This is a genomic window from Crossiella sp. CA-258035 (genome assembly GCF_030064675.1).
Lineage (GTDB): Bacteria > Actinomycetota > Actinomycetes > Mycobacteriales > Pseudonocardiaceae > Crossiella.
The window spans coordinates 1,673,391-1,690,148 of the sequence record NZ_CP116413.1; the positions used below are offsets into that span (position 1 = coordinate 1,673,391).

Here is a 16,758-nt window from a genome sequence, read left to right on the forward strand (position 1 = left end):
GCGCTACCTTTGCGGCAGTGCATTAGTTGCATGCACGCAAGGGTTTGGAGGATGTCATCAGCGCGACGGATCGGGATCGGCTGGTCGAGGAGCTGACGGTCATCCGGCGGGAGCTGATCGGCGAGATGCTGATCAACCTCAGCCGGAGCACCGGCGGCGCGGATCTGCAGCTGGTGCAGATCGCCACGTTGTTCACCCTGGACCGGGGGACCGAGCCGACCGTGCGCGAGCTGGCCGAGCACATCGGCCGCTCGGTGTCGGCGACCAGCAGGCTGCTCGACCAGCTCGCCCAGCGCGGGCTGGTGCACCGCCGTGAGGACGAGACCGACCGCCGCGCCAAGCGGGTCGGCCTCACCCCGGCGGGCGCGGCGTTCCTGCTGAACTTCGCCCGCACCAGGGCCGAGGGCCAGCTGCGGCTGATGACCTACCTCTCCGAAACCGAGCAGCGCACCGTCCGCGAGGCGATGACGCTGCTGGCCGACGCGGCGAGGAGGCACGGGGATGAGCACAGGTGAGCCGCTGGTCCTGGACCTGCACGAGGTCCGGGCCGGGGCGGGGGAGCTGGTCGGGGGCAAGGCCGCCAACCTGGGGGAGATGATCGGCGCGGAGCTACCGGTGCCGGAGGGGTTCGTGCTGACCACGCACGCCTACCGCGCGGTGGCCGGCCCGCTGGACCTGACCGGCGCCGCCAAGGACCCGGCGGCCGCGCGGGAGCTGGTCAGAACCGCGCCGGTGCCTGCCGATCTGGTGGAGCTGATCGCCACCGCGTACGGGCGGCTCGGCCAGGACGTGCCGGTCGCGGTGCGCTCCTCGGCCACCGCGGAGGACCTGCCCTTCGCCAGCTTCGCCGGGCAGCAGGACACCTACCTCAACGTGGTCGGCGCGCAGGCGCTGCTGGACGCGGTCCGCCGCTGCTGGGCCTCGCTGTGGACCGACCGCGCGGTCAGCTACCGGGAGACCAACCGGATCGAGCACGCCACCGTGCGGCTCGCGGTGGTGGTGCAGCGGATGGTGGAAGCCGAGGTCGCCGGGGTGATGTTCACCGCCAACCCGGTCACCGGCCGCCGCGACGAGGTGGTGGTGGACGCCAGTCCGGGGCTCGGCGAGGCGGTGGTCTCCGGCTCGGTCAACCCGGACCACTTCGTGCTCGACGGCCACACCGGCGCGATCCGGCAGACCAGGCTGGGCGACAAGCTGGTGGTGATCCGCGGCAAGGTCGGCGGCGGCACCGAGGAGCACACCCGGGGACTCGCCGACGACCAGCCCTGCCTGTCCCCGGGACAGCTGCGCGACCTGGTGACCCTGGGACGGCGGGTGCAGCAGCACTACGGCTCGCCCCAGGACACCGAGTGGGCCATCGACGCGCACGGCACGCTGTGGCTCACCCAGGCCCGGCCGATCACCACGCTGTTCCCGTTGCCGCGCAACGACAAGCCGGGATTGCGGGTGTACTTCAACGGCAGCGTGGCACAGGGCGTGTACCGGCCGCTCACCCCGGCCGGAGTGGCCGGGCTGCGACTGGCCACCGGCGGGATCGCGGCCGCCGTCGGTTTCCGCGTGCCGGATCCGAAGGCAGGGCCGCCGATCATCACCGAGTCGGCGGGGCGGCTGTTCGTCGACGTCACGCCGATGATGCGCAGCACGATCGGCCGTCGGATCGTGCCCACCGTGCTGGACCTGATGGAGGCCCGCTCCGCCCAGGTGTTGCGCGGGCTGTTCGACGACGAGCGGCTCAGCGTCACCCAGCGCTCGCCGTGGCCGTTCCTGCGCGGACTGGCCAGGGTCGCCCGCCGCACGCGCGCCCCGATCGCCATTCTCGGCGCACTGCGCGATCCGGCCAGGGCCAGGGACCGGGCGCACCGGACCGCGGCTGAGATCGAGCGCCTGCTCACCGTCTCCGACGAGCTCACCCACGCCCAGCGGCTGGCCTTCGTCGAGTCGGCCATGCCGGAGGTCACCGGACCCAGGGTGGCCCGGATCATGCCGCTGGTGCCGGCCGGGTTCGTGCTCACCGCGCTGGCCGGGAAGCTGCTCGGCGCGGACGGCGAGCCGGACGAGCTGCAGGCGGTGCTGCGCGGCATCCCGCACAACCCCACCACCGAGATGGACCTGGACCTGTGGCGGCTGGCCACCGCCATCCGCGCTGACCCGGCCGCCGCCCGCGAGCTGCTGGACACGCCGCGGGAGGAGCTGCTGGCCCGCCACCGGGACGGCTCGCTCACCCCGGTCATCCACAGTGGACTGACCGAGTTTCTCCGCCGGTACGGGCACCGCGCGGTCGCCGAGATCGACCTCGGTGTGCCGCGCTGGTCGGAGGACCCCGCGCACGTGCTCGGCGTGCTGGCCAACTACCTGCGCGCCGAACACCCCGAGCTGGCCGCGGACGTCCAGTTCGCCCGCTCGGTCACCGAGGCCGAGGCCAAGCTGGCCGAGCTGGTCGCCAGGGTCGGCAGGCACAGCCGGATCCGGGGACGGCTGCTGCGGTTCACCCTGGACCGCGTCCGGGGGATCGCCGGGCTGCGCGAGCTGCCGAAGTACCTGCTGGTGCTCACCCTGGCCCGGATGCGCGCGCAGCTGCTGGTGCTGGGCGAGGAACTGGCAAGCCGAGGGCTGCTGGCGGCCGCCGAGGACGTGTTCTTCCTGGACACCAATGAGGTCCGGGCCGCACTGGGCGGCGCTGACCACCGCGAGCTGGTCAGCCGACGGCAGGCAGAGCACGAGCGGGAGCTGCGGCGCAAGCACCTGCCCAGGGTGCTGCTCTCCGACGGCGCGGAACCCGAGGCGGCGGCGCTGGCCAACGCCGAGCAGGTCGAGGGCGCGCTCACCGGCACCGCGGCCTCGGCCGGGTCGGTCACCGGCATCGCCAGGGTGGTGCTGGACCCGACCGGCGCGCACCTGGAACCCGGCGAGATCCTCATCGCGCCCTCCACCGACCCCGGCTGGACCCCGCTGTTCCTCACCGCGGGCGGCCTGGTGATGGAGATGGGCGGGCCCAACTCGCACGGCGCGGTGGTGGCCCGCGAGTACGGCATCCCGGCCGTGGTGGGGGTGTCCGGGGCGACCGCCCGGATCAGCTCCGGCCAGCGGGTCACGGTGAACGGCTCCAGCGGCCAGGTCACCCTCGACGAGATGTGATCTGGACCTCACCGGAGAACCGGCCGGGCGCCCGGGACGAACGCCCGGTATGCCCCCAACAGCACGGGTGCGGGAGTGGCCAGTCCAGACTCCCCGCGCGCTGGTGGTCCTGTTGCACGGCGGCCGTGAGCACAGCCACGGCCGCCCGCACCGGGGCCGCCTGACCTACCTGCGGATGCTGCCCTTCGCCAAGGAGCTGCACCGCGCGGGCGGGCGGCACGGCCTGCTGGTCTGGCTGCTGCGCTACCGCTTCCGTGGCTGGAACGCCCCGGCGCTGGACGCCGTCGCGGACGCTCGCTGGGCACTCGCCCAGGCGCGGCAACGGCATCCGGGGCTGCCGGTGGTGCTCGTCGGTCACTCCATGGGCGGGCGGGCCGCGCTGCGGGTGGCCGATGATCCCGCGGTGCGCGGGGTCGCGGCGCTCGCGCCCTGGCTGCCTGCCGGTGAGCCGGTGGCCGACCTGGCAGGCACCTCGGTGCTCATCGCGCACGGGGACCGGGAGCGGTGGACCGATCCGAGGCTGTCCTTCGACTACGCGGTGCGGGCCAGGGACCGGGCGGAGCGGGTATGCCGGTTCGACGTGCACGGGGACAACCACGCCATGCTGCGCCGCGCGGCCGAGTGGACCGCACTGGTTCGCCGGTTCGTCTTCGGCGTCCTGGGGATCGGCCCCTGGGACAGCGAACTGGCCAGGGCGTTCGCCCTGCCCGCGCCGGACGGGCTGCGCGTGCCGCTGGCGGGGGTGCGGGCGTGAGCCGGGCCAGGGTCGCCGTGATCGGCGCGGGCGTGGCCGGGCTGACCGCCGCCTACCTGCTGCAACGCCGCTTCGAGGTCACCCTGTTCGAGAAGGAGGACCGGCTCGGCGGGCACGCGCACACCCACGACCTGCCCACCCCTGACGGCAGGCTGGCCGCGGTGGACAGCGGGTTCATCGTGCACAACGAGCGGACCTACCCGAACCTGCTGCGGCTGTTCCGCGAACTGGACGTGGCCACCCAGGACTCGGAGATGTCGATGAGCGTCTCCTGCGCCGGTTGCGGACTGGAGTACGCGGGCGCCCGGCGACTGCCCGGCCTGTTCGCCCAGCCCGGCAACCTGGGCAACCCGCGCTACCTGCGGATGCTGGCCGAGGTCAGGCGCTTCCACCGGCACGCCCGGCGGCTGCTGGCCGATGAGGACACCTGGGACGTCACCCTGGGCGCGTTCCTGGCCATCGGCGGCTACTCGCGCTACTTCGTCGAGCACTTCATGCTGCCGGTGGTCTCCGCGGTCTGGTCGGCCGGACCGGAGCTCAGCCGCCAGTACCCGGCCCGCTACCTGTTCGAGTTCCTGTGCAACCACGGCCTGCTCTCCGTCGGCGGCAGTCACCAGTGGCGCACCGTGACCGGCGGGTCCCGGTCCTATGTGGAGCGTGCGGCGAAGAACCTGGCCGCGGTGCGCACCAGCACCCCGGTGCGCGCGGTGCACCGAAGTCCGGACGGCGTGCTGGTCCGGGACGCCGACGACGAGCTGCACACCTTCGACCGGGTGGTGCTGGCCACCCACGCCGACCAGGCGCTGGCCCTGCTGGCCGAGCCGACCCCGGCCGAGCGGGCCGTGCTGGGCGCGTTCCGCTACTCCCGCAACGAGACCTGGCTGCACACCGACCCCGGCGTGCTGCCGCGCAGCGCCCTGGCCAGGGCGGCCTGGAACCTGCGCAAGCCCTCCTGCTCGCCCGACGGCGGCCCGGTGCTGGTCAGCTACCACATGAACCGGCTGATGCGACTGGCCGAACCGCTGGACTACCTGGTCACGCTCAACGCCACCGAGGCCGTTCCCGAGCACGCGGTACTGGCCAAGATGGTCTACGAGCACCCGGTCTACACGCCGGAGTCCGTTGCGGCGCAACAACGTCTGCCCGAGCTGAACACCGGGGCGAGCGCGTTCGCCGGGGCCTACCACGGCTGGGGCTTCCACGAGGACGGCTGCGCCGCGGGAGTTCGGGCCGCGCTGGCGCTGGGCGTGCGCTGGTGACCGCGCTCTACGACGCCGAGGTGGTGCACGTGCGGCGGGAACGGGTGCACCGGGTGTTGCGGCACAAGGTGTACCTGTGGCTGGTCGACCTGGACGAGCTGCCCCGGCTGCCGTGGTGGCTGCGCCCGTTCGCCCGGTTCGAGGCCCGCGACCACCTGGGTTCGCCCACGCGGACGATCAGGGCCAATGTGACCGATTTCCTGGCTGTGCGCGGAATAGACCTGCGCGGCGGCCGGGTTGTCATGATGGCGAACGCACGACTGCTCGGGCACGTGTTCAACCCGATCAGCGTCTTCTGGTGCCACCGCGACGACGGTGCGCTGGAGTGCGTGCTGGCCGAGGTGCACAACACCTACGGCGAACGACACTGCTACGTGCTGCACCCCGACGAGGACGGACGGGTTCAGGTGGACAAGGACTTCTACGTCTCCCCGTTCCTGGCCATGGGCGGCCGCTACCAGATGCGGATCAGCCGACCGGGGGAGCGGGTGGCGGTCACGATCACGTTGCGCCAGCAGGGGAAACCCCCGTTCGTGGCAACCTTGCGCGGCCGGCGGCGTGCGGTCACCCCCGGTGTGCTGCTCGGTCTGCTGCTGCGGCGACCACTGCTCACCCATCGAGTGAGCGCGTTGATCCGGTGGCACGGCATAGCGCTGTGGCTGCGCCGGGTACCCGTGGTCCGCCGGCCCGCGCACGTTCCTCAGGAGGGCATCCAGTGACGACACTATCCGCTGGTCCTGACGCGCGGGCCGGGCTCGGCCGCCCGGCGGCGGACCGCTGGCCCGGCTTGGCCACCGCGCCGGAGTCCCCGCTGCGCGCGTGGGTGGCCGAACGCCTGTTCCGGCACGCGGTGCGCGAGCTGCCGGTGCGGGTGCTGCTGGCCGGCGGCGAGCGCCTCGGCGCGGGCGGACCGGCCGCCCCGGTCATGCGCATCCTGCGGCCGAGGGACTTCTTCCACCGGCTCGGCGCGGACGCCAAGATCGGCTTCGGCGAGTCCTACCTGGCCGGCGACTGGACCGCCTCGGAGCTGGCCGACCTGCTCACCCCGTTCGCCGCCCGGATGTCCCGGCTGGTCCCGCGCCCGCTCCAGGTGCTGCGGCGCTGGGTGGACCGCGCCCAGCCCAGCGCGGAGAAGAACACCGTGGACGGCGCCCGGAAGAATATTCATCGGCACTACGACCTGTCGAACGAGCTGTTCAGCCTGTTCCTGGACCCCAGCATGACCTACTCCTCGGCCTGGTTCGCCGGCGACGAGGACCTGGAGCAGGCTCAGCTTCGCAAGATCGACGGCGTGCTGGACTACGCCGGGGTCGGGCCGGGCACCCGGCTGCTGGAGATCGGCACCGGCTGGGGCGCGCTGGCCATCCGGGCCGCCCGGCGCGGCGCCCAGGTCACCTCGCTGACCATCTCACCGGAGCAGCAGCGGCTGGCCGAGCAGCGCATCGCCGAGGCCGGGCTGAGCGAGCGGATCACCGTGCGGCTGCAGGACTACCGGGAGGCCGAGGGCGGCTACGACGCGGTGGTCAGCGTGGAGATGATCGAGGCGGTCGGCCGGGAGTACTGGCCGGTGTACTTCCGCACGCTGAGCAGGCTGACCCGGCCCGGCGGACGGGTGGCGATCCAGGCGATCACCATGCCGCACGAGCGGATGCTGGCCACCAGCGACAGCTACACCTGGATCCACAAGTACATCTTCCCCGGCGGCCTGCTCCCGTCCCTGGAGTCCATCGGGCGCAACGTGCGCGAGGACACCGAGCTGACCGGCGCCGGCCGCCGGCCGCTGGGCCCGCACTACGCGCGGACCCTGCGGCTGTGGCGGGAACGGTTCCTGGCGAACTGGCCACGGATCGAGCAGCTCGGCTTCGACCACACGTTCCGCCGGATGTGGGAGTTCTACCTGGCCTACTCCGAGGCCGGGTTCCGCTCCGGCTACCTCAACGTGTGGCAGATCGCCTTGTCCCGCAAGGGTTAGCGCTGGGTGTGCGCGCGGACGGCGGCCAGCGCCTCGTCCGCGTGCACGTTCATCCGCAGCTCGCTCTTGATCACCTTGAGCACCCTGCGGTCGGTGCCGATGACGAAGGTGTGCCGCTTGACCGCGAGCGGGCCGAAGCGCCGGGCCACGCCGAACTGCTTGGCCACGGTCCGGTTCACATCGGAGAGCAGCGGGTAGTCGAAGGCGTTGGTCTCGGCGAACTTCCGCTGCTTGTCCACCGGGTCCGCGCTGATCCCGACCCGCTGCGCGCCGACGGCGGCGAACTCGGCGCCCAGGTCGCGGAAGTGGCAGCTCTCCGCGGTGCAGCCCGAGGTCATCGCGGCCGGGTAGAAGAACAGCACCACCGGCCCCTCGGCCAGCAGCCCGCTGAGCGTGCGGGGGTTGCCGTCCTGGTCGGGCAGCTCGAAGTCGTCGACGAGGTCTCCGGCGTCCATGGGGTTCCTTCCTCAGACCTTCTTGGGCGGCAACGGGAAGAACCCGCTGGTCCGCCGCACGTAGTCGCGGTATCCCGGCCGGGAGTCCAGCAGGTGCCGCTCCAGCAGCGCCTTGCCGGTCCGCTTGGTCAGAACGTAGGTCATCAGCAGCGGGGACAGCACGGTGGCCGCCCCGAGCCAGCTGTGGCAGGCGAGCAGGTACAGCCCCCACCAGACCGCGGCGTCGCCGAAGTAGTTGGGGTGCCTGGTGAACCGCCACAACCCGCGGTCCATGACCTTGCCCCGGTTGGCCGGATCACCCTTGAACCGGGCCAGCTGCCGGTCGCCGACGGCTTCGAAGCCGAACCCGGTCAGCCAGACCAGCACACCGAGCACGGTCAGCGGCACCAGCTCGGGCCGGACGTACTGCGCGGCCTGCACCGGCAGCGAGACGAACCACAGCACCGCGCCCTGCGGCAGGTAGACCCGGGTTGCCAGGTGCGCCAACGGGTTCCCGGTTGCCCTGGCCATCAGCTCGACGTAGCGCTGGTCCTCGGGCTGGCCCAGGTTGCGGCGCAGGATGTGCCAGGCCAGTCGCAGCCCCCACACCACGGTCAGCCCGGTGACCAGCACCCGCTGCCACAGCACGCCGTGCCCGGCCGAGAGCGCGAAGCTCACCAGCGCGACCGCCGCGAACCCCGCGCCCCAGAACGAGTCGATGATGTCGTACCGCCGCCGGGCCACCGAGATGAGGAAGGTGGCCGCCAGCAGGAGGACCAGGACGCCAAGGGAGACCAGCAGGTTGAGCGCGAACGGGCTCATCCGGCGATCCCCGCGGCGAGCAGCTGTTCCCGGGTGTCCGGCATACCGCTGGTCCCGGCCGCGGTGGGCCGGACCGCGAGGATCTGGTCCACGCCCATCCGGTTCTCCGCGAAGGCCAGCGCCCCGCCGGCCAGGTAGAGCCGCCACACCCTGGCCTGACCGAGGCCGACCAGCCGGACGAACTCGTCCCAGCGCCGCTCCAGGGTGTCCGCCCAGGCGAGCACCGAACGCACGTAGTGCTCGCGCAACGCCTGCACGTCCCGCACCTCAAAACCGGCCTGCGCCAAGGCATCCACGGTCTGGCCGACCGGCCGCATGGTCATGTCCGGCGCCACGTAACGCTCGATGAAGGCCCCGCCGCCAGGTGCAACCGCGCCCCGGGACATCTGCTGCAACAACAGCCGCCCCTCGGGCCGGGTCATCCGGAACAGCGTCGCGGCGTAGGTGGCGTAGTTGACCGCGCCCACGTGCTCGCCCATCTCGATCGAGGCCACCGCGTCGAAGGGCTCACCGGTCAGCTCCCGGTAGTCCCGCACCCGCACCTCCACCAGTCCACCCAGCCCCCGCTCGGCGATCCGCCCCCGCACGAACTCACCCTGCCGCGCCGACAACGTGATCCCCGTGGCCCGGACGCCGTACTGCTCAGCCGCGAACAGGATCAGCGACCCCCACCCGCAGCCGACGTCCAGCAGCCGCATTCCCGGCCGCAGCCCCAGTTTTCGGCAGACCAGGTCGAGCTTGTCCCACTGCGCGTCGGCATGGGAGTACGTGGCGGCCTCCGAGGTCCAGTACCCGCACGAGTAGGCCAGGTGTGGATCCAGCAACGCCTGGTAGAACTCGTTCCCCAGGTCGTAGTGGTGCGCCACCGCCGCCCGGTCCCGCCCCCTGGTGTGCACCCGGCCCCGCAGCCGAGCCTCCTCCGCGGGCGGTTCCGGCCGCCGTCCCAGCACGCCCAGCCGGGCCGCCACCAGCGCCACCCGGCCCCGCTGCCGCAAGCCGACCCGCGCCCGCCCGTGCTCCCGTGCCCAGGCCCATGCCCGTTGCAAGCCGTCGTGGAGATCGCCTTCGACGTCGATCTCGCCGGCCACGAACGCCCGCGCGAAGCCCAGTTCCGACGGGTCCCAGACCAGCCGCCGCAATCCCATCGGTGACCGCAACACCACTACCGGTCCGTCTGGTGGGCCGGTCTCGCTGCCGTCCCAGGCCCGGATTCGGACGGGAGACTCCGCTCTCAGGACATCCGCCAGCAGGTTGCCCAGGGTTGTTGCCACGTCCGTCATCGCTACCTCCGGTTGGAGTTCGGGGGACCGGAAGGGGTTCGTGCGGGGTGGGGATTCGGATCGGCGGGTGTGGGGTGGATCACTTGCCGGGGGTGGGGTGGGTGTGCGTGGGTTCGCGTCCGGGCGGTCGTGCGGCGTTGGTAGGGTGATCCGCATCCCATCCCGGGTGCGGCGGACGTCGCTGGGGGCAGTAGCTCAGCTGGTCAGAGCAGCAGACTCATAATCTGTCAGGTCGTGGGTTCGAGCCCCACCTGCCCCACAAAACGGCAGGTCAACGGGGTGGTGTGGCAGGGCGGCAAGATCACTGCCACGCCTTTCCCACGGTTTACCTCAGGTGCCATCCGAACCCATGGCGGCGTCGAGGGCGTCAGCAGCGCCGCGCCCCTGTGCCCGCCGGTCCATGTAGTGGTCGGACGTAGTACTCACCCTGGCATGCCCGGCGTGGCCGGAGATCTCCCGCGCCGTCAGCTTCGCCTCATCCAGGATCGTGATCGCGGTCTTGCGGAAGATGTGCGAGGTGATCCACTCGAACCCAGCCCGCCGGAGTGCTTCCCGGAGCCGGGCGCCGGTGTTGTGCGGATCGCGCCAGCCGCCCAGCGAGTTCGGGAACAGCGTGGCGTCCGGCTGGACACCCGCCGGTCGGCGCACCTGGAGCATCACGAAGACGAACGAGGGCAGCGGGAGGACCCGCTGTGAGGCGAACGTCTTGCCTTCATGCCGGACGAGGCCCTTGCCCTTGACCCGGACAATGTTCGCGCAGATGTCCACCTCCGCCTCGTCCTGGTCCCAGGTGATTGCGTCGTCCTGAACGGCGATGGCTTCGCCGATGCGGCAGCCAGTGCCAAGCATGAACCGCGCCAGGTCCGGGATGTCGTGCCGCCGGGCCTCCTTGTCCGCGTCCAACTTGCACAGCAGGTCCCGACGCTCGGACCCGGTCAGTGCCCGCACCTTCTTCCGGGCGATCCGGCCGAAAACGGCCGGACGCCCGGCGACCGGCCGCGACCACGCGGCGGGGAGAGCAGCCCGCACGGCCCCACAGGAACCGCAAGGGGGACAAGAGATGTCCTCGCCGGACGGGCAGGTCTCCAGGAGGACGGGGCGCCGCCGTAAGCCGCGGTGGGTTGGGTGGTCCGGGGTTCGCGTCCTCCCGTCGACCTCCCCGAGGGCAACCACCCGCATCAAGGGGCCCTTCCAGCCCGGCGCCCATGTCGAGGTGGAGGGGTGCCCCTTGACCCGCGTGGTTGGGGCGAGCCAGGTCGACGGGAGGACGCGAGCCCTCTTCCTTGGAGGGAGGGGGGAACCCGGTGGCGAGGGCGGTGCGGAGGTACGAGCGCGGGGTGGCTGATCGGCCGGCGTGGCGGGGGCGCTCGGCTGCCGCGCCTGTGGACAGCTCGACGCCTGACGGCATCGACCAGCCCACAAGCTTGCCCTCGAATTTGTCTACCACGAGCCGAATAGCTCGCCAGTTTCTATCTTCACTCTTCTGTGTCGGATTCACTTTGGTCGCTGGTCGATTTTTCAGGGCGTGGGTGATGTTGAATATACTGCTCGCGCGGTGGGCGGGTCTTGAGCCAGGGCCAGCCGGGGGCCTTGTGGGGCCAAGAGGTCTTAAGTGGCGGCAGGCTGAGTTCGGTTCTCATTGCGTTTCTGAGTACCTGCAATAGGTCTTGGCATTGAAACCAGGTTGGGTAGTATTCAGTGAAGGCTTCTCTGCGCTCGATATAGGTTGTGAGGCACATGAGCGCGCCGGAGACGCGTTCTGCTAGATCTGCGACGTCTGGTGAGGCCATGAGCTGTACCTCGAAGAGGGCTGGCTGAAGTTCGTCGTCCCACTTTGTGATGTACTCAAACAGGCCATCTTTTAGGAAGGATTCGCTTTCTTTGTCGATCTCCTCTGGTCCGTAATAAGGCAAGAAGCATGCGACATTATCGACCTCGCGTAGCATGGCTTCGCAGAGTGATAGGTAGTGCGCGTATATTTGCCGTCGATCTGAGAGCCACCTTCGGGTATCCTCATATCCCTGCCTTTTCTTGTTGGCGAGAATATTCAATATTCCAGTTAATAGGCCGCCGCTTAGGGCTCCGGCGAGTGCAAATACTCCAGTTAGAAGAGGGGGAAGTATTGCTGCGTTCATGTCGTAGAGGGTAGTTGTGAATGAAGACTGCCCGTTCTCCGGGTGTGAACCGGGTCTGCCGTCGGTAGTGGTTGCAGACAGGCCCTGACGCATGCAAGCAGTGTCGGGTTGCTGCGCAGCAGTGAAGTGCGGCAACCTGCTGCCCGTGATCGCCCTTCGCTGGTCGCTTGGCCTCGCTATCGACCCTGGGCAACCGGGTGGCGGTTTGTTCACATCGAGAGGGTAAGGCTACCGAGGGAGTAAGATCGGCACCACGGTTTACCCTCGGGAAACGGCGGCAGACGACGACGGAGGACAGTCCACAGTGGTCGGATAGTCGCCGCGTCGCCGCTGATGAGGGTGGGTGACGTCAGGTGACGGCAAACGACGGCTGACACCAGCTCTAATCTGTCAGGTCGTGGGTTCGAGCCCCACCTGCCCCACAGGTTTGAGCAGTTGAAACTCCCTTTTCAAGATCGTGTAAGACGAGGTGGGGCGGCTCATCTCCAGCAACCGGTGGGTGCGGCCCGGCCTCGTCTATGGCGGCGAGGGAAGATCGCGGCCCCGGTCGATGGGTAGCTGTGGCGTGATGCTGGGCGTGTCGGCGAGCTGACCGCCGCCGAGAACGCCGGCGCGTCGAGGGAGTGCCGTTGGGCCGGGTGCGGAATTGGCTATCAAGACTATTGCTGGAACGTAACGGTATTTCGCAGGTAGTAACGGAATCCTGGCTGCACTCGACGTAGGGGCCAGCGCCGGCGGTTCCATGGCGCTTTCCCGTGGAGGAGTCGAAGTGAGTATTTCTCCGGAAAATGCCGACCGGATGACTGGCGCTGAACCTCCGTCTTCGGAAGCTGCGGCACCCGTTTCCGTTCCTGTTCGGCCGTGGTGGCGACTTGCCTGGTGGCAGTGGGCGTTTGCCGGCGTGGCCGTCGTTACCGTCGCGGCGGTGTCTGTTGTGGCCTCCGGTGGCGCGGCTGGACCGGATACCTATGAAGTGTCCGGCTTCATGAGTCTCAAGGACAGCGGTTCCACTTACAGCTCGTCCAGCATCGACACTCTCGAGCGGGTCGTGGCAGGCACTGACGGGATGTTCGAGTGCCGGGGCAGTCGCGGGTACCGCGATATCGCGGAAGGCGCCGAGGTGAAGGTTTATGATGAGGCGGGCAAAATTATCGCGGTTGGCGCGCTGGGCAAGGGGCGGACTGGCCAGCGGTCCGCTGCTGTGTGCGTTTTCCCGATAGCTGTTTCCAAGGTGCCGGTCGGTCACCGGTTTTATCAGGTCGAGGTCACCCGTCGAGGCAAGGTGACCGTGGAGGAGAAGGCTGAAGCCGGCAAGCTTTTCGCGTTGCTCAGTCTTGGCGACTGACCCCGGTTGTCCGGAGCCGCGGTGCGATGGTGGCGAGGAGTTCGTAGGAGCGGCGGCGGTCTGCGTGGTGGTAGACCGGTGTGGTTGCCATGAGTTCCGTGGTGCCGGTGGTGTCGAGGATCTGTTGCAAGCGTTCCGCCACCGTTTCCGGGCTGCCGACCAGGACGCTGCCTGAGCGAGACGCGATGACGGCTCGGTCTTCCTCTGTGTACGGGTATTCGGCCGCGGTCTCGGGGCTGGGGAGTTGGATTCGGGTGCCGTGGTGGCGCCTGAGGACTTTGAGGCGGGTGGAACCTGCCAGCCATTCGGCGTGGGTGTCGGTTTTGGCGGTGATGACCGAGACGCTGATCAGGGTGGTGGGGGTTGGGGTTTGGGGGTGGGGTTGAAGGTGGCGCGGTAGTGGTGGAGGGCTTCGGCGGCGGCTGGGGGGTTGAGGTGGTGGGCGTAGGCGTAGGGGAGGCCGAGGGTGGCGGCCAGGGCGGCGCTGGTGGTGGAGGAGCCCAGGAGCCAGATGGGTGGGGGGTTGTCGCCTCGGGCGGGGATTGCCTTGGTTTCTGGGTGGTGCAGGTGGTTCTGGAGTTCTTGCAGTTGGGTGTGGAAGGGGGTGGCGGTTCGGGATTCTTCAGGGCGGACGGCTTCTACCGCGGACTTGGGGCCGCCGGGGGCTCGGCCGATGCCCAGGTCGATGCGGTTGGGGTGCAGGGCGGTGAGGGTGGCGAACTGTTCGGCGATGACTACCGGGGGGTGGTTGGGGAGGAGGACCGCGCCGGAGCCCAGGCGGAGGTTGTGGGTGTTGTTGGCCAGGTGGGCGATGAGGACGGCGGGGGCGGAGCTGGCTACGCCGCGCATGCCGTGGTGTTCGGGGACCCAGTAGCGGTGGTAGCCCAGGGTGTCGGTGAGGCGGGCCAGGTCCACTGTGTTGAGCAAGGCCTGTCTGGGGGTGGCACCCTGGACTATGGGGGAAGTGTCCAGAACGGACAGACGGACTGGGTGCGCGGCCACGGGCGACAGGGTTTCATGGCCGGTCGCATTACGCTGGCGGGGTGCGCACGATTTGTGTGATTACCGCGGTGTACCGGCCTGAGCCCGCGCATCTGCTGGCGGCTTGGGAGTCGTTGCGGGAGCAGGAGGTGCCCGCTGGGTGGCGGTGGCGGTGGCTGGTTCAGGAGGATGGGCGTACTGGGGTCGCCGCCGGGCTGCTGCCTGCGGATGAGCGCATTCTTCTTGGGGATGGGCGGCCGGGTGGGGTGGCGATCACGCGGAACCTGGCGTTGGCGCGGGCCGACGGCGAGCTGGTGAAGAACCTGGACCAGGACGATGTGCTGACGCCGGGAGTGCTGGTTCGGGACATCGCGGCGGTGACCGGGCAGGACGGGGTCTGGTGGACGACCTCGCGGGCGCTGGACCTGTTGCCGGACGGGGAGCTGGTGGGGTTTCCCGGAGATCCGGAGCGGGGGCGGCTGGCACCCGGTGTGGTGCTGGATCACTGGCGGGACAACGGGTTTCGGTTGCCGGTGCATCCGACGACCTTGTGCATCCGGCGGGATCTCGCCGTGTTGCTGGGTGGGTGGATGGCGGTGCCGGGCAGTGACGACACCGGGTTGCTGCTCGCGGCGAGTGTGCTCAGCACCGGGTTCTTCGAGTCCGCGGTGGGGTTGCACTACCGGAAGTGGCCGGGGCAGGGGTCGGCGGCGGGGAGTGCGCACTACGAGGCGGTGGAGTGGGCGGCGCGGATGAAGCTGATGGGGGAGCGGGCGGATGCGTTGCGGGGGTTGGGGTTGCGGCTCTAGCTGATCGCCTTGAGCACGGTCAGGAGGTTGGCGGTGGACTGGTGCCAGTCCATGGTTGCGGTGGTGGTCAGGCCCGCGGTGGACAGGCGGGTGCGCAGCGGTTCGTCGTCCAGCAGTTGGCGGATGGCGTTGGCCATGGCGGTGGGGTTGCCGATCTCGACGAGCAGGGCGTTCTTGTTGTGGTGGCAGAAGTCCTCCACGCCGCCGTTGCGGGTGGTGACCACGGCCGTGCCGCAGGCCATTGCCTCGGCGGCGGGGAAGCCCCAGCCCTCGGTGGTGGAGCTGCACAGGAAGACGGCGCTGGGGCGGTAGACCTGGGCGGCCAGGTCCTCGCCGGTCAGGCCCTGGGCGTAGTGGATCCAGGGCGGCAGGTCGCGCGGTCTTGGCGCCACGCCGAAGGCTCTGGCGAGCAGGGCCGGGTGGTGGGCGCGGACCTGGTGCAGGGCGGCCAGGGCGGTGCGGGAGTCCTTGGCGGCGCTGTCGCTGAGCAGGAAGGCGACGCCCTCGCGGGGCGCGCCGGCCGGGGGCGGGCGGTAGGTGCTGCGGTCCAGGCCGTTGGGCACGGTGGTGATCTGTCCAGTGTGGACGCCCAGGTCGGTGAGGACGCGGGTGAGGTGGGTGGAGACGGTGATCTTGGGGAAGGGCAGGCGCAGGGCCTGGTGCACCGGGGCGGGGTCGGGGACGTTCCAGGTTTCGTAGCCCTGGACCAGGTGGACCGGCGCGCCGTGGGCGGAGGTGAGGCGCGGGAGGAGGGTGGCGGTTTTCCAGTGGGTGGCCACGACCACGTCGCCGGGGGGCAGGTGGGCCGGGGTCAGCGCGGGCACGATCAGCAGGCGGACCCGGGGGTCGACCGGTAGCCAGTCGATGGCGCGGTGCGGGGCGCGGCGGTGGCGGTGGTCGCGGGCGGCTTCGCGGAGGTGGCGGAGCGGGCGGGACCAGCCCTCGCGCCAGCGCTCGTGCACCACCGTGACCTGGCAGCCCAGGGCGGTGAGGCGGTTGGCGTGCTCGTACACCACGCGGAAACCGCCGACCGGCGCCCTGGGGAACACGGGCAGCACGAAGGTGACTCGCAACGCCATGTTCCCCAGTGTGCGCCAGGTGGGTCAGGCCTTCTGCCGGCGGTTGCGCAGCACGATCACGCCGGCGGCCGCGGCGGCCAGGCCACCCGCGGCGAAACCGCCGGCGGACAGCCAGTCCAGGCTCTCGCCGACGCCCTGCTGGGCCATCGCGCCGCCGCCGGTGTCGGCCGCGCCCTTGGGCTTGACCTTGACCTGGTCGGCGGGCTTGGTCTCCACCGGCTTGCGCGGGGTGGTGCCGGGGCGGCGCTGGCCGGGCAGCACCTCGAAGGTGCCGGTGACCGTCTTGCCCCCGCAGACGAAGGACAGGGAGTGCTTGCCGGGCTTGGTCTCCGGCTTCACCCGGCCGTCGGCGGCGTGGGTCTTGCCGGGCTCGCCCTTCAGCGGCGGCACGTCCAGCACCGAGGAGGTCACCGCCGAACCGGTGTACTTGGGGTCGGCGCAGATGGCCCGCACCACGATGTCCTGGCCCGCCCGGATCGACTTGTCCTGCACCTGGATGGTGTCGACCACCTGGTCGGCGGCGAAGGCGGCCGGTGCGGTCAGGAATGCGGTGGCGATGGCGGCGGCGGTGATTCCGGAAAAGGACAGACGAGTACCCACAGCGGTTTCCCCCTTTGAATTACCGAATCCCAGAATTGGGGCGGTTTTGGTGGCTCCGTGAAGAAGACGCTTCCTGGGGGAGGTCGGTTGCCAGTCAGCCGGTGGGGTATATCGATTTGTTATGTTCGCAGGTGGCGGTGGTGGCTGGTGCGC

At 70.2% G+C, this 16,758-nt stretch carries 16 protein-coding genes and 1 tRNA gene; 9 read left to right on the forward strand and 8 right to left on the reverse strand.

The window, feature by feature from the left end:
* The first annotated feature begins 26 nt into the window (after positions 1–26).
* From N8J89_RS08220 to N8J89_RS08245, 6 genes are read left to right on the forward strand one after another with little or no spacing between them, the layout of a single operon-like run.
* Positions 27–515, forward strand: coding sequence for a MarR family winged helix-turn-helix transcriptional regulator (locus tag N8J89_RS08220; protein WP_283663750.1), 489 nt, complete (start codon positions 27–29; stop codon positions 513–515).
* Positions 502–3,135 (forward strand): PEP/pyruvate-binding domain-containing protein, encoded by a 2,634-nt coding sequence (locus tag N8J89_RS08225; protein WP_283663751.1) that lies wholly within the window; start codon positions 502–504, stop codon positions 3,133–3,135. Before N8J89_RS08220 ends, N8J89_RS08225 begins: the two co-directional genes overlap by 14 nt.
* A 49-nt stretch (positions 3,136–3,184) precedes the next feature.
* Positions 3,185–3,889, forward strand: coding sequence for an alpha/beta hydrolase (locus N8J89_RS08230; protein ID WP_283663752.1), 705 nt, complete (start codon positions 3,185–3,187; stop codon positions 3,887–3,889).
* Entirely contained in the window at positions 3,886–5,148 is a 1,263-nt protein-coding gene (locus N8J89_RS08235; protein WP_283663753.1) for an NAD(P)/FAD-dependent oxidoreductase, read from the forward strand. The genes N8J89_RS08230 and N8J89_RS08235 overlap by 4 nt, the downstream gene beginning before the upstream one ends.
* Complete coding sequence (locus tag N8J89_RS08240; protein WP_283666115.1) at positions 5,142–5,867, forward strand: DUF1365 domain-containing protein; 726 nt, start codon at positions 5,142–5,144, stop codon at positions 5,865–5,867. Before N8J89_RS08235 ends, N8J89_RS08240 begins: the two co-directional genes overlap by 7 nt.
* On the forward strand, positions 5,864–7,120 hold the full coding sequence (locus N8J89_RS08245) for an SAM-dependent methyltransferase (RefSeq protein ID WP_283663754.1): 1,257 nt from the start codon (positions 5,864–5,866) through the stop codon (positions 7,118–7,120). Before N8J89_RS08240 ends, N8J89_RS08245 begins: the two co-directional genes overlap by 4 nt.
* Here N8J89_RS08245 and N8J89_RS08250 read toward each other — a convergent pair.
* Genes N8J89_RS08250 through N8J89_RS08260 form a run of 3 tightly spaced genes read right to left on the reverse strand, consistent with a single transcriptional unit; the run spans position 7,117 to position 9,656 of the window.
* Positions 7,117–7,575 carry a peroxiredoxin gene (locus N8J89_RS08250; RefSeq protein WP_283663755.1) on the reverse strand — a complete coding sequence of 153 codons (459 nt, stop codon included), beginning with the start codon at positions 7,573–7,575 and terminating at the stop codon, positions 7,117–7,119. The genes N8J89_RS08245 and N8J89_RS08250 overlap by 4 nt on opposite strands.
* Positions 7,576–7,587: 12 nt before the next feature.
* Positions 7,588–8,376, reverse strand: a complete 789-nt coding sequence (locus N8J89_RS08255) for a DUF1295 domain-containing protein (protein WP_283663756.1) — start codon at positions 8,374–8,376, stop codon at positions 7,588–7,590.
* Positions 8,373–9,656, reverse strand: a complete 1,284-nt coding sequence (locus tag N8J89_RS08260) for a class I SAM-dependent methyltransferase (RefSeq protein WP_283663757.1) — start codon at positions 9,654–9,656, stop codon at positions 8,373–8,375. The genes N8J89_RS08255 and N8J89_RS08260 overlap by 4 nt, the downstream gene beginning before the upstream one ends.
* A gap of 184 nt (positions 9,657–9,840) precedes the next feature.
* Here N8J89_RS08260 and N8J89_RS08265 point away from each other — a divergent pair.
* Positions 9,841–9,915 (forward strand) — tRNA-Ile (locus tag N8J89_RS08265).
* A 71-nt stretch (positions 9,916–9,986) separates the two neighbouring features.
* Here the strand turns inward: N8J89_RS08265 and N8J89_RS08270 are convergent.
* Entirely contained in the window at positions 9,987–10,604 is a 618-nt protein-coding gene (locus tag N8J89_RS08270; protein WP_283663758.1) for a site-specific integrase, read from the reverse strand.
* A gap of 527 nt (positions 10,605–11,131) precedes the next feature.
* Entirely contained in the window at positions 11,132–11,884 is a 753-nt protein-coding gene (locus N8J89_RS08275; RefSeq protein WP_283663759.1) for a hypothetical protein, read from the reverse strand.
* Between the two features lie 676 nt (positions 11,885–12,560).
* Here N8J89_RS08275 and N8J89_RS08280 point away from each other — a divergent pair.
* On the forward strand, positions 12,561–13,136 hold the full coding sequence (locus tag N8J89_RS08280; RefSeq protein WP_283663760.1) for a hypothetical protein: 576 nt from the start codon (positions 12,561–12,563) through the stop codon (positions 13,134–13,136).
* Between the two features lie 348 nt (positions 13,137–13,484).
* On the opposite strand, the gene N8J89_RS41725 is transcribed toward N8J89_RS08280, so the two are convergent.
* Positions 13,485–14,063, reverse strand: coding sequence for an MsnO8 family LLM class oxidoreductase (locus tag N8J89_RS41725; protein WP_349497453.1), 579 nt, complete (start codon positions 14,061–14,063; stop codon positions 13,485–13,487).
* A gap of 320 nt (positions 14,064–14,383) precedes the next feature.
* Between N8J89_RS41725 and N8J89_RS08290 the strand changes: the two genes are divergently transcribed.
* Positions 14,384–14,926 carry a glycosyltransferase family A protein gene (locus tag N8J89_RS08290; RefSeq protein WP_283663761.1) on the forward strand — a complete coding sequence of 181 codons (543 nt, stop codon included), beginning with the start codon at positions 14,384–14,386 and terminating at the stop codon, positions 14,924–14,926.
* Here the strand turns inward: N8J89_RS08290 and N8J89_RS08295 are convergent.
* Positions 14,923–16,005, reverse strand: coding sequence for a glycosyltransferase family 4 protein (locus N8J89_RS08295; protein WP_283663762.1), 1,083 nt, complete (start codon positions 16,003–16,005; stop codon positions 14,923–14,925). The two genes, N8J89_RS08290 and N8J89_RS08295, sit on opposite strands and share 4 nt — an antisense overlap.
* 24 nt (positions 16,006–16,029) lie before the next feature.
* Positions 16,030–16,605, reverse strand: coding sequence for a hypothetical protein (locus tag N8J89_RS08300; RefSeq protein WP_283663763.1), 576 nt, complete (start codon positions 16,603–16,605; stop codon positions 16,030–16,032).
* Positions 16,606–16,758 lie beyond the last annotated feature (153 nt).

Excerpts from the sequence above, each read along its gene's own strand:
- N8J89_RS08295 (WP_283663762.1), bottom strand. The coding sequence starts at position 16,005 with ATGGCGTTGCGAGTCACCTTCGTGCTGCCCGTGTTCCCCAGGGCGCCG.
- N8J89_RS08250 (WP_283663755.1), bottom strand. The coding sequence starts at position 7,575 with ATGGACGCCGGAGACCTCGTCGACGACTTCGAGCTGCCCGACCAGGAC.
- N8J89_RS08260 (WP_283663757.1), bottom strand. The coding sequence starts at position 9,656 with ATGACGGACGTGGCAACAACCCTGGGCAACCTGCTGGCGGATGTCCTG.
- N8J89_RS08225 (WP_283663751.1), top strand. The coding sequence starts at position 502 with ATGAGCACAGGTGAGCCGCTGGTCCTGGACCTGCACGAGGTCCGGGCC.
- N8J89_RS08255 (WP_283663756.1), bottom strand. The coding sequence starts at position 8,376 with ATGAGCCCGTTCGCGCTCAACCTGCTGGTCTCCCTTGGCGTCCTGGTC.
- N8J89_RS08275 (WP_283663759.1), bottom strand. The coding sequence starts at position 11,884 with ATGCGTCAGGGCCTGTCTGCAACCACTACCGACGGCAGACCCGGTTCA.
- N8J89_RS08230 (WP_283663752.1), top strand. The coding sequence starts at position 3,185 with ATGCCCCCAACAGCACGGGTGCGGGAGTGGCCAGTCCAGACTCCCCGC.